At 43.4% G+C, this 11,182-nt stretch carries 11 protein-coding genes; 6 read left to right on the top strand and 5 right to left on the bottom strand.

The features are described from left to right. Positions 1 to 285 precede the first annotated feature (285 nt). A complete protein-coding gene (gene nagE, locus CAG69_RS06080; RefSeq protein ID WP_006742711.1) occupies positions 286 to 1,857 on the top strand; it encodes an N-acetylglucosamine-specific PTS transporter subunit IIBC in 1,572 nt (523 codons plus the stop codon). Between the two features lie 236 nt (positions 1,858 to 2,093). Further along, a complete protein-coding gene (gene glnS, locus CAG69_RS06075; RefSeq protein ID WP_047009533.1) occupies positions 2,094 to 3,764 on the top strand; it encodes a glutamine--tRNA ligase in 1,671 nt (556 codons plus the stop codon). Positions 3,765 to 4,053: 289 nt separating this feature from the next. Here the strand turns inward: glnS and fcrX are convergent, their stop codons facing one another. Next, on the bottom strand, positions 4,054 to 4,503 hold the full coding sequence (gene fcrX, locus CAG69_RS06070; RefSeq protein WP_005382141.1) for a ferric iron uptake transcriptional regulator FcrX: 450 nt from the start codon (positions 4,501 to 4,503) through the stop codon (positions 4,054 to 4,056). Between the two features lie 200 nt (positions 4,504 to 4,703). Between fcrX and CAG69_RS06065 the strand changes: the two genes are divergently transcribed. Beyond that, positions 4,704 to 5,207 (top strand): DUF4442 domain-containing protein, encoded by a 504-nt coding sequence (locus tag CAG69_RS06065; RefSeq protein ID WP_005393042.1) that lies wholly within the window; start codon positions 4,704 to 4,706, stop codon positions 5,205 to 5,207. 50 nt (positions 5,208 to 5,257) lie between these two features. Here the strand turns inward: CAG69_RS06065 and fldA are convergent, their stop codons facing one another. The 3 genes from fldA to CAG69_RS06050 form a co-directional block, all read right to left on the bottom strand. Further along, on the bottom strand, positions 5,258 to 5,791 hold the full coding sequence (fldA, locus tag CAG69_RS06060) for a flavodoxin FldA (RefSeq protein ID WP_005393040.1): 534 nt from the start codon (positions 5,789 to 5,791) through the stop codon (positions 5,258 to 5,260). A 48-nt stretch (positions 5,792 to 5,839) separates the two neighbouring features. Next, positions 5,840 to 6,061 carry a DUF2788 domain-containing protein gene (locus tag CAG69_RS06055; protein WP_005393038.1) on the bottom strand — a complete coding sequence of 74 codons (222 nt, stop codon included), beginning with the start codon at positions 6,059 to 6,061 and terminating at the stop codon, positions 5,840 to 5,842. Positions 6,062 to 6,173: 112 nt separating this feature from the next. Then, on the bottom strand, positions 6,174 to 6,941 hold the full coding sequence (locus tag CAG69_RS06050) for an alpha/beta fold hydrolase (RefSeq protein WP_046874257.1): 768 nt from the start codon (positions 6,939 to 6,941) through the stop codon (positions 6,174 to 6,176). Positions 6,942 to 7,033: 92 nt separating this feature from the next. Between CAG69_RS06050 and seqA the strand changes: the two genes are divergently transcribed. Then, positions 7,034 to 7,576, top strand: coding sequence for a replication initiation negative regulator SeqA (seqA, locus tag CAG69_RS06045; RefSeq protein ID WP_005393026.1), 543 nt, complete (start codon positions 7,034 to 7,036; stop codon positions 7,574 to 7,576). Positions 7,577 to 7,668: 92 nt separating this feature from the next. Next, entirely contained in the window at positions 7,669 to 9,315 is a 1,647-nt protein-coding gene (gene pgm / locus CAG69_RS06040; protein ID WP_114322600.1) for a phosphoglucomutase (alpha-D-glucose-1,6-bisphosphate-dependent), read from the top strand. Between the two features lie 62 nt (positions 9,316 to 9,377). Here the strand turns inward: pgm and CAG69_RS06035 are convergent, their stop codons facing one another. Further along, positions 9,378 to 10,151 carry a DUF1853 family protein gene (locus CAG69_RS06035; protein WP_161443178.1) on the bottom strand — a complete coding sequence of 258 codons (774 nt, stop codon included), beginning with the start codon at positions 10,149 to 10,151 and terminating at the stop codon, positions 9,378 to 9,380. A 232-nt stretch (positions 10,152 to 10,383) separates the two neighbouring features. Between CAG69_RS06035 and CAG69_RS06030 the strand changes: the two genes are divergently transcribed. Further along, positions 10,384 to 11,142 (top strand): Nif3-like dinuclear metal center hexameric protein, encoded by a 759-nt coding sequence (locus CAG69_RS06030; RefSeq protein ID WP_005393019.1) that lies wholly within the window; start codon positions 10,384 to 10,386, stop codon positions 11,140 to 11,142. The last annotated feature ends 40 nt before the right edge of the window (positions 11,143 to 11,182 follow it).

The following is an 11,182-nucleotide window of genomic DNA, read 5'->3' as shown; positions in this document are numbered from 1 at the left end:
AAGTTACAGTTATTTACCCGCCTAGATACCAAAATAACACTGATTCTGCCTTGCATAAAGTGCGAGAATATTATCTTTAAAACGCCATTTTTTCGTATAATAAAATAAGTTTTATGATCTCGCTAGCAAAAACCTTCCGAAAGGGCAAATTGTGGTGATTATGATCACAAACGGTGAGCTTTTAATTTGCGGAGCAAAATTAATGTCATAAACTGAGGATGACTAAATTGGACGACTGAAATAAGTCATTCAACATAACATCTAATCCTATAGGGGGAACTTAAGGTGAATATTCTCGGATACGCGCAGAAGTTAGGTAAAGCTCTTATGCTTCCTATTGCGACTTTGCCAATCGCAGGCTTGTTACTGCGCTTGGGCCAGCCGGATGTTTTTGACATCGCATTTATGGCACAAGCAGGTAACTCAATCTTTTCTAACCTTCCATTGTTATTTGGCCTTGGTATTGCGATCGGTCTATCTAAAGACGGTCAAGGTGCAGCTGGCCTTGCTGGTGCAGTTGCGTACTTTGTACTGACAGCGACAGCGTCAACAATTGATGCATCAGTAAACATGTCGTTCTTTGGTGGTATCATCGCAGGTATTATTGCTGGCCACTCTTACAACGCTTTCCATGCTACACGTCTTCCTGAGTGGCTTGCTTTCTTCTCTGGTAAACGTTTAGTGCCGATTATGGCAGGTCTATTCGCTTTAGTTGCTGGTGCAGTTGGTGGCATTGTATGGCCAACAATTCAAGGTGGTCTAGATGCGCTTGCTCATGGCATCTCAACTTCTGGCGCTATTGGTCAGTTTATCTACGGTACACTGAACCGAGCCCTTATTCCTGTAGGTCTACACCACGTACTTAACTCATTCTTCTGGTTTGGTATGGGGTCTTGTCAAGAAGTGCTAGTAACTGGTGCAAATGCTGCGGGTCAAGCGCTTCCTGCTCTACAACAACTGTGTGTGGATCCTGCGCTAGCGAAAACGCTTGTGGCTGGTCAAACTCATACATTTGAATTCGCTAACTCTGTCACTCCTGAAATCACTGCAACAGTGAAGGAAGTAACTGAAACAGTAAAATCTGGTGACCTACACCGTTTCTTCGGCGGCGATAAGAGCGCTGGTGTGTTCATGAACGGTTTCTTCCCAGTAATGATGTTCGGCCTACCTGGTGCGGCGCTTGCAATGTACCTAGCGGCTCCTGCTGAGAAACGTAGCCAAGTTGGTGGTGCATTGTTCTCTGTTGCATTCTGTTCATTCCTAACTGGTATCACAGAGCCTCTAGAGTTCATGTTCGTATTCCTAGCGCCTGCACTATACGCGATTCACGCAGTGTTCACTGGTCTGTCGCTAGTTGTTGCTAACATGCTTGGTACGCTACACGGCTTCACATTCTCAGCTGGTCTAATTGACTACTTGTTGAACTACGGTCTAGCAACTAAACCGCTACTACTTGGTGCAGTTGGTCTTGGCTTTGGTGCTCTATACTTCTTCACATTCAGCTTCGCAATCCGCGCATTCAACTTGAAATCGCCTGGTCGTGAAGATGACGACAGCGAAGCTGCAGCGCCTGCTGGTGAGAAGAAAAGTGGTGACCTAGCTCGCCAATACTTAAAAGCACTTGGCGGTCATGACAACCTAACTTCAATCGACGCATGTATCACTCGACTACGCTTGACGCTAAAAGATCGTTCAGTTGCTGATGAGGAAGTACTGAAGAAATTGGGTGCGAAAGGTGTGGTTAAACTTGGCGAAAACAACCTTCAAGTTATCCTTGGCCCTCTAGCTGAAATCGTTGCTGGCGAAATGAAAGCAATCGGTGCTAATGAAGACCTATCGAATGTAAAATTGCCTTAATTACATCGAACTGATATCTGACTAAAGACCTCCCTCGGGAGGTCTTTTTTTGTTTTGGCACTTTGAATCTGCTGTGCTTTCGCACTAACTCGATAAATATTGTCGTTTTAGCGCGAGTTCTTGTTGTCTAATTGCTTAGAATTGTGGATCATTAGAAACAATGTACTCTGCAAAACCATACTTGGATGCAGAGTTCCGTTTTCTCTGACAATACTAATATTTTTGAGGTGCTATAGATGAGTGAAGCTGATGCTCGTCCATCAAACTTTATTCGCCAGATCATTGATAAAGATCTAGCGGATGGTAAACACACTAGCGTGCATACTCGATTCCCGCCGGAGCCAAATGGCTACCTGCATATCGGTCATGCTAAGTCTATCTGTTTGAACTTCGGTATTGCTCAGGACTACCAGGGTCAATGTAATCTACGTTTCGACGATACGAACCCTGAAAAAGAAGACATCGAATACGTTGAGTCTATCAAGAAAGATGTAAACTGGTTGGGCTTTGAGTGGAGTGGTGAAGTATGTTACTCATCAAACTACTTCGATAAGCTTTACGAATATGCAATTGAATTGATTAACAAAGGCTTAGCGTACGTAGATGAGCTAAGTCCAGAGCAGATTCGTGAATACCGTGGCACGCTAAAGGCGCCAGGTAAACCAAGCCCATACCGTGACCGTTCTGTTGAAGAGAACTTAGCGTTATTTGAAAAAATGCGCGCTGGTGAATTTGAAGAAGGTAAAGCGTGTCTTCGTGCCAAGATTGACATGGGTTCTTCATTCATGGTTATGCGCGATCCAGTTTTATACCGTGTGCGTTTTGCTACGCACCACCAAACTGGTGATAAGTGGTGCATTTACCCAATGTACGACTTCACGCACTGTATCTCTGATGCATTAGAAGGCATTACACACTCTATCTGTACGCTTGAGTTTATGGATAACCGTCGTCTGTACGACTGGGTTCTGGACAACATCACGATCGAAAGCCGTCCACATCAGTACGAGTTTAGTCGCTTAAACCTTGAATACACAGTGATGTCTAAGCGTAAGCTTAACCAACTCGTCACGGAAAAACTGGTTAACGGTTGGGATGACCCACGTATGCCAACAGTCTCAGGTCTGCGTCGTCGTGGCTTCACGCCAGCATCTATCCGTGAGTTCTGTAAGCGTATTGGTGTAACGAAGCAAGAAAATATGATCGAGTTTAGCTCACTAGAATCTTGTATTCGTGATGACCTAAACGAGAACGCTCCGCGTGCAATGGCTGTGCTGGATCCTGTTAAAGTTGTTATCGAAAACTTTGAAGAAGGTGCAGTAGAAAACTTGACGGTTGCTAATCACCCAAACAAACCAGAGATGGGTGTGCGTGAAGTACCATTCACTCGAGAGTTGTGGATTGAGCGTGAAGACTTCCGTGAAGAGGCGAACAAAAAGTACAAGCGTTTAGTGCTAGGTAAAGAAGTTCGCTTACGTGGTGCTTACGTGATCAAAGCAGAGCGCGTTGAAAAAGATGCCGAAGGCAACATCACGACTATCTTCTGTTCTTACGATGCAGACACACTAGGTAAGAACCCGGCTGATGGCCGTAAAGTAAAAGGTGTGATTCATTGGGTATCAGCTGATAAAGCATTACCAGCGGAAATCCGTCTGTACGATCGTCTATTTACGGTTCCAAACCCGGGTGCAGCAGAAGACTTTGCTTCTACAATCAACCCTGAATCATTAGTTGTGATCAATGGTTTTGTAGAGCCTAGCTTAGCGTCTGCAGTAGCAGAAAAAGGCTACCAGTTTGAGCGTATGGGTTACTTCTGCGCAGACTCGAAAGATTCTTCAGCAGATAAACTAGTATTCAACCGCACGGTTGGTCTACGTGATACTTGGGCAAAAATTGAGAACCAATAATCTCGATTAATGCAAAAGCCGATAAAAATGCCAGCAAATGCTGGCATTTTTTTATTCTCATTATCGTAATGCGGCGGTTATAGGTAGTGTAGGGAGTTGCTTAAGAACGAGGGACGTTTGATAAATGTTCGGTTTGGAGGCAAAACAATGATGTTTATTAAGGTTTGAATTGGTAAGTCTAATCGACGCTTTACAAAAGTTGGTACGGCAATTCAGCTATTGAAAGATATCGCCCTCAGAAACAAAAAACGCCAGCATGAGCTGACGTTTATTTTAAATCAACAAACCGTTATTTTTTTGGTTTGTGTGCATCTGGATTGTCTTTACAACCACCATCACTGCACTTGCCGTACAAGTATAAGCTGTGGTTTGTTAGCGTGACATTGTACTTAGCTGCAATCTCTTTTTGACGTTCTTCAATAAGATCGTCAGAAAATTCAATTACCTCACCACAGTCTAGGCACACTAGATGGTCGTGGTGATGTTGAGTCGATAATTCGAAGACTGACTTACCACCTTCAAAGTGGTGACGAGTTACAATACCAGCATCATCGAATTGGTTTAGAACTCGGTAAACAGTTGCTAGGCCAATCTCTTCACCTAGATCAATCAACTTTTTGTACAAATCTTCAGCACTGATGTGCTGGCAGTCTGGCTGCTGAAGTACTTCTAGAATTTTTAGCCTTGGAAGGGTTACTTTTAAACCCGCATCCTTCAGCGCCTGATTATTATCTGACATATACTTTCCCGTTGGATCATCTGCAGCGATTTAACAGAATTCAATCTTCCTACCATTATAGGATAAGCGCTCAGAACATTAAACCACGAACTTCAAAGGGTTAATAGAATCTTTTTGTAAATTAGAAATAGGTCGATTATATTACAGATCTGACCAGTTACAATTGTGTAACATTGAGCTTAGAGAGGGCACGGACTGCGATGAATAAGCGACTTGCGAAGATATACAAACCAGGAATTGTAAAATTCGCACTCAATATTTGGCCACCTTTTTGGGGCGCTGGTATTAAAATCTTACATATTTCTGAAGACTTTCGTACCGTCAAGGTGCGTTTGAAACTTCGCTGGTGGAATAAAAACGCCAATCGTACTCAGTATGGTGGCAGTATTTTCTCTTTAACTGATCCCATTTACTCGTTGATGCTGATGGGGATTCTACGCGAGGAGTATTACGTGTGGGATAAAGAGGCGAGTATTAACTTTATTAAGCCAGGGCAAAGTGATTTATTTGCAGAATTTGAGGTCACTGAAGGAATGCTAGAAAACATTTATCAAATGACACGGAATGGAGAAAAGTGTTTTCCTGAATTTATTACCCATGTAAAAGATAAGCAGGGGAATGTGGTTTCAGAGGTTCAACGCAAGCTTTATGTAAGAAAGAAACCTCAGTATCGCGAAGAGGAAGTGCTCACCGATGCTTTGTGAAAATATACAAAAAGACCTCCAATCGGAGGTCTTTGTATAATTCGATTTATTTAGCCTTCAAGCTCAGCTAAACACATTTCTTCGTAAATCTGTTTAACCCAGTTCTCAACACGTTCGTCAGTCAGTTCCGGTTGACGGTCTTCATCAATACATAGACCTACGAATTGGCTGTCGTCGCCTTCAACAAGTGCTTTAGACGCTTCAAATTCGTAGCCTTCTGTTGAAGTATGGCCAAGAATTGTGCCGCCTTTAGACTCAACGATATCACGTACCGTGCCCATCGCGTCACAGAAATATTCTGCGTAGTCCTCTTGGTCGCCACAGCCAAAGATAGCCACTAGCTTAGTAGAGAAGTCGATTTGCTCAAGTTCAGGGAAGAAATCATCCCAATCACATTGTGCTTCACCGTAGTACCAAGTTGGGATACCTAGAAGAAGAAGATCGAAGTTATCAATGTCTTCTTTGCTGCTTTTCGCGATGTCTTGAACGTGAACTAGATGCTTACCTAGTTGCTTTTGAATCATCTTTGCAACGGCTTCAGTATTACCTGTGTCGCTACCGAAGAAGATACCTACACTTGCCATAGAGTCTATACCTTTACATTGTTTGTTATTGGCGATGGTACTAAGGGTTTAACCTAACCCAGAGCCTTCCCAAGTTAGCTGAATTACACCTTTTGCAATAAAGCCAGCACAGCCTAGGAAAAGGACTAACCATACAATACGACGACCAAAAACAGGTACATTGCCTTGCTTTAGCACATCTTTTATCGCCATCCCGATGAAAAAGAAGATAGCAGCAAAAAGAAGATCGAGCCCAATAGACTCGAGCATATCCATATAGTCGTAAAGCATTTTAGTCCTTCATGCCGAAAAATCTTGGGCGCACTATACCACTGTTAAACGGTAAAGTTAATGCACTACAAGAAGGGTTATTTCAATAATCTATTGTTGCTTTTCGAATTTGTTAACTCGAAATGTATTTCCGAATGACTCTCATTACTTCAGCCGGTTTTTCGGCGTGAAGCCAGTGGCCAGTATTAGCGATAATATGTGCTTTTGCTTGTTTGAACTGTTTTTGCACCGCAGGTTGGTGCTCTGGCATTAAGTAATCGGAATCACCACCTTTAATAAACAGAGTGGGTATGTCTGTTGGGGCAATTTCCTGCCAACCGATAATTTGTGCGTAATTCTCAAAAAGGCTCGGTACGTTAAACCGCCAGTCCATTTTATCGCCATTTTTGTATAGTGACTTAGAGAGAAATTGTCTTACACCGTCGATCTCAACATGTTGAGCTAGGATATCCATCGCTTGTTGACGGCTTGCTGGCTTTTCGTTAATTACGGCGTGTAAACCATTAAACACATTGTCGTGACGGTTTGCTGTGTAGGCGACAGGTGCCATGTCGAGCACAACCAACTGTTTGACTAGCTCTGGAGCAATGTCCACCAGTGTCATCGCGACCTTTCCACCCATTGAATGCCCAATAATAATAGATGGATCAACATTTAAGTGTTGTAGGAGTTGTGCCACATCTTTTGCCATGTCGGCGTAATTATGAATGTTTGAGTGAAAAGAGAGGCCGTGATTTCTCAGATCAATACTGATCACCGTGTGATCTTTAATAAGATCGCGGGCTAATAGACCCAGATTACTTAAACTACCAAACAATCCGTGAATCAAAACAACTGTTTGGCCTTGGCCTTCCTGCTTATAGTTGAGTAATGCTGACATTTTATCTTATTCGTGATGGGTTTAACGTGGAGTATCCGAGAGGATCTCGTTATAATCCCCCAGAGTTTAAACATTGAGAATGTGAAAAGCGAATGAAAACAATTGAGGTTGATGAGGATCTATACCGTTACATTGCTAGCCAAACTAAGCATATCGGTGAAAGCGCCTCGGATATTTTGCGACGCCTTTTAAACCTTGATGGTCAGTTGCAGGAAGCTGAAGCCGCGCCTGTAGTAGAGAAACCACAAGGGATTGTAGTAAGTAAAGATGCGGGTAAAACGGAATCTGTTGATGTAGTGAAAGAAATGCGTTCGCTGCTTATTTCTGATGAGTTTGCCGGTCTAAAAAAAGCGATTGATCGCTTTATGTTAGTACTATCGACCTTACATAAATTAAATCCAGAAGGTTTCGCGCAGGCTACGAATGTAAAGGGACGCAAACGCGTGTACTTTGCAGATAATGAAGAAACCTTGTTGGCAAATGGCAACACGACCAAGCCAAAAGCCATTCCTGGCACACCGTTTTGGGTTATCACGAACAACAATACCAGTCGTAAAAGACAGATGGTTGAACAAGTGATGACACACATGGGGTACCAACCTGACTTAATAGAAAAAGTAACAGGTTCAATCTAAGAAACCTGATAGAAGCCTCATAATGTGTCGCAGTTAGCGGATATTATGAGGCTTTTTTAATTTTATTTGTATTTAAAGAAAGGATGTCAAACATGGCTATGCACCCTCGTGCTGGGCAAAAAGCGCAGCAGGAAGATCTTCATAATATTCCGGCACTTGTTGCCAATTACTTCTTGCTTCAACCTGATGCTAAGAACCCCGATCACAAGGTTCAATTCGGCACATCAGGTCACCGTGGTACCGCTGATAAGCATACATTTAACGAAAACCACATTTTGGCTATTGCTCAAGCGGTTGCAGAAGTTCGTGCCCAGCAAGGGACCACAGGTCCTTTGTTTGTCGGTAAAGACACGCATGCTTTGTCTGAACCTGCATTTTCTAGCGTGATTGAAGTTTTGATTGCGAATGGCGTAAAAGTCATCGTACAGCAGGATAACGGCTACACGCCAACACCAGGTATCTCGCACGCAATTCTGACTTACAACATCAAGCACGATGAAAAAGCAGACGGTATTGTGATTACACCATCTCATAACCCACCACAAGACGGCGGTATCAAATACAATCCGACTCACGGTGGTCCAGCAGAAGCTGAGTTGACTCAAGCTATCGAAGATCGTGCGAACGCACTGATTGCCGAAGGTTTACAAGGTGTTAAACGCTTACCACTAGCAGAAGCAAAAGCATCGGATCTGTTTGTGGAGATGGACTTGGTTAAACCCTACATCGATGACCTAGTGAACGTTATCGATATGGAAGCAATCCAAAAAGCAAACCTGAAGATTGGTGTAGATCCATTGGGTGGCAGCGGCATCGATTACTGGCGTCAAATTGGTCAGGCATACAACCTAGACCTAACGCTAGTAAGTGAAGCGATTGATCCTTCTTTCCAATTCATGTCTCTCGATAAAGACGGTGTGGTTCGTATGGACTGTTCTTCTCCATACGCAATGGCGGGTCTATTGGCATTGAAAGATGAGTACGATCTAGCATTTGGTAACGATCCTGACTACGACCGTCACGGTATCGTTACGCCAAAAGGTTTGATGAACCCGAATCACTTCTTAGCCGTGTGTATCGACTACCTATACCGCCATCGTGACGCATGGGGTAAAGATGTAGCGGTTGGTAAAACACTAGTATCAAGTGCACTGATTGACCGTGTTGTTGCGGATCTAGGTCGTGAGCTATGTGAAGTACCAGTAGGCTTTAAATGGTTTGTTGATGGTCTGTACACTGGTAAATTCGGCTTCGGTGGCGAAGAAAGTGCCGGGGCATCTTTTCTTCGTAAAGATGGTACGCCTTGGTCAACAGACAAAGACGGCATCTTGTTATGTCTTCTAGCGGCAGAGATCACTGCGGTAACGGGTAAGAACCCACAAGACTACTATGAAGAGCTAGCGGCGAAACACGGTGAGTCGAAATACAACCGTATTCAAGCTGTAGCGAATGGCCCTCAAAAAGACGTACTGAAGAAGTTGTCACCAGAAATGGTCGCGGCTGAAACACTAGCGGGTGATGCTATCACTGCTCGTCTCACGCATGCACCTGGTAATGGTGCTGCAATCGGTGGTCTAAAAGTAACGACGGCAAACGGCTGGTTTGCTGCTCGTCCATCAGGCACAGAGGACATCTACAAGATTTACTGTGAAAGCTTCAAAGGTGAAGAGCACCTAAAACAAATCGAAGCAGAAGCACAAGAGATCGTTAATCAAGTGTTTGCAGCTGCCGGCCTGTAAACCATCCAATAGTCGATTTAGAAAACAAAGGGTTTATGTGCAAGCATCAACCCTTTTGCGTTTTAAGATTCCTGAACTGAGTCGTTTCCGGGCCACGAATCCGGTACCACAAACCAGAATTGACCGTCCTCCGTTTGTGCATGTACAAATCGGTCTGAAGGCTTTTCAATGGGTTGAGAGAAATCGTCCGTACCAATCGCCCAGCATGGTTTGTGTAAATGATAAAGTGGCTTACCGATTAAATCCCATTGGCGCTGGTAGCACCAGTAACCACTAATCTGACTTGGATTTAGTTCATAACCCAAGCACTCGCTAGGAGTTGGCTCTGGAGTAAACGGATTAATATAGAGTCGTCCTTGCATCAATAGATGCTCTTGTGGGGCGTCGTTTAACGGAATTATTTTTTGAAATTCCGGGCGATCGCTCATTTTCAACTGATGAGTAAGCATTCTATTCAGTTTTGTATGCAGCTGGTCGTGAGCATTCGGACCATACCAAACGCCGTTATAAAGAAGATAAAACTTAATCGCTACTTCCCAGTGTTCTATTTGATTTGATTCTGTATTCCGCAACACCAAGTCGATAGCACCAATAGTCTTACCTTCGATGTCGTTTAACTGAACCTCTTCCGCGATAACCTGATATCGTTCTGAACTAGAGAGAACTGCAGTGCATAAGTGCTGATATAAAAAGCCCAATCTTGGATTACCATTGTATTGCTCAGCGTTATTTAAAGGCGTTACCGAAAGATCCTCTAAGGTTGTAAACGGAGGGCGTAACTTGAAAAGAGGAGGTGAAGTGGCGATCCATTGGTAAAAGCGTTGCAGTTGGTTCATCCGTATCCCTATATGTATGGTGAGGCGACAAGCTTTGTTATTGTAACTAAATTTGCTTTTGAGGGTAGGGTGGCTAGCATCGATATTAGGGTTCGAGATACACTTTAAGTACCTAAATGATATCAAGGTGCCAGGTGTCAAAACGTTGTTGTATCAACTAGGTTGCACACTCTCGGTCTGATTTCATCGAGAGGTTATTTAGGTTTACATGCGCTAGAAATTGGAAGTAATAATGAATAACTTAAAGTTAGAACAGATTCTTAATGACAAACTGTCACCGCAGTTAATTAAAGATTACGCACCAAACGGGTTACAGGTAGAAGGGACGCCAGCCGTAAAGCGTATTATCACTGGCGTAACTGCCTCTCAAGCCTTAATCGATAAAGCGATTGAGCTTAATGCAGACGCATTACTCGTTCATCACGGTTATTTTTGGAAAGGTGAACCTGAGCCAATTCGTGGTATGAAAGGTAAACGAATTCGTAGTCTGATCAAAAACGATATCAACTTATATGGTTATCACCTTCCTCTGGATATTCACCCAGAGCTAGGCAACAACGCCGAATTAGCTCGCTTACTTGAAATCGAAGTAGAAGGTGGACTTGAAGGACACCCTCAATCAGTAGCCATGTTTGGACGCTTGAAAAAACCGATGTCTGGTGCTGAGTTTGCGAGCAAGATCAATCAAGTTCTTGATAGAGAACCACTGCATATTGCTCCAGAGAATACCGATAAGATGATTGAGACAGTCGGTTGGTGCACTGGTGGAGGGCAGGATTTTATTGAGCTTGCTGTACAACACGGATTAGATGCATTTATCTCTGGCGAAATTTCAGAGCGTACAACCTATACTGCGCGAGAAATGGACATTCATTACTTTGCTGCAGGTCATCATGCTACTGAGCGTTATGGTGTTCAGGCTTTAGGCAAATGGCTAGCGGATGAATACGGCCTACATGTCGAGTTTATCGATATTGATAATCCGGTTTAGTGTTCGCTATTCATAACGTGAAATGCTGAAAAGAAAAAAG

Origin of the sequence: Vibrio sp. V43_P6S15P86, from assembly GCF_009904725.1 — a bacterium.
GTDB classification, from domain to species: Bacteria; Pseudomonadota; Gammaproteobacteria; order Enterobacterales; family Vibrionaceae; genus Vibrio; species Vibrio diabolicus.
This window is presented reverse-complemented; position numbering and strand designations above follow the sequence as displayed.

Excerpts from the sequence above, each read along its gene's own strand:
- glnS (WP_047009533.1), top strand. The coding sequence starts at position 2,094 with ATGAGTGAAGCTGATGCTCGTCCATCAAACTTTATTCGCCAGATCATT.
- fcrX (WP_005382141.1), bottom strand. The coding sequence starts at position 4,503 with ATGTCAGATAATAATCAGGCGCTGAAGGATGCGGGTTTAAAAGTAACC.
- CAG69_RS06065 (WP_005393042.1), top strand. The coding sequence starts at position 4,704 with ATGAATAAGCGACTTGCGAAGATATACAAACCAGGAATTGTAAAATTC.
- fldA (WP_005393040.1), bottom strand. The coding sequence starts at position 5,791 with ATGGCAAGTGTAGGTATCTTCTTCGGTAGCGACACAGGTAATACTGAA.
- CAG69_RS06055 (WP_005393038.1), bottom strand. The coding sequence starts at position 6,061 with ATGCTTTACGACTATATGGATATGCTCGAGTCTATTGGGCTCGATCTT.
- CAG69_RS06050 (WP_046874257.1), bottom strand. The coding sequence starts at position 6,941 with ATGTCAGCATTACTCAACTATAAGCAGGAAGGCCAAGGCCAAACAGTT.
- seqA (WP_005393026.1), top strand. The coding sequence starts at position 7,034 with ATGAAAACAATTGAGGTTGATGAGGATCTATACCGTTACATTGCTAGC.
- pgm (WP_114322600.1), top strand. The coding sequence starts at position 7,669 with ATGGCTATGCACCCTCGTGCTGGGCAAAAAGCGCAGCAGGAAGATCTT.
- CAG69_RS06035 (WP_161443178.1), bottom strand. The coding sequence starts at position 10,151 with ATGAACCAACTGCAACGCTTTTACCAATGGATCGCCACTTCACCTCCT.
- CAG69_RS06030 (WP_005393019.1), top strand. The coding sequence starts at position 10,384 with ATGAATAACTTAAAGTTAGAACAGATTCTTAATGACAAACTGTCACCG.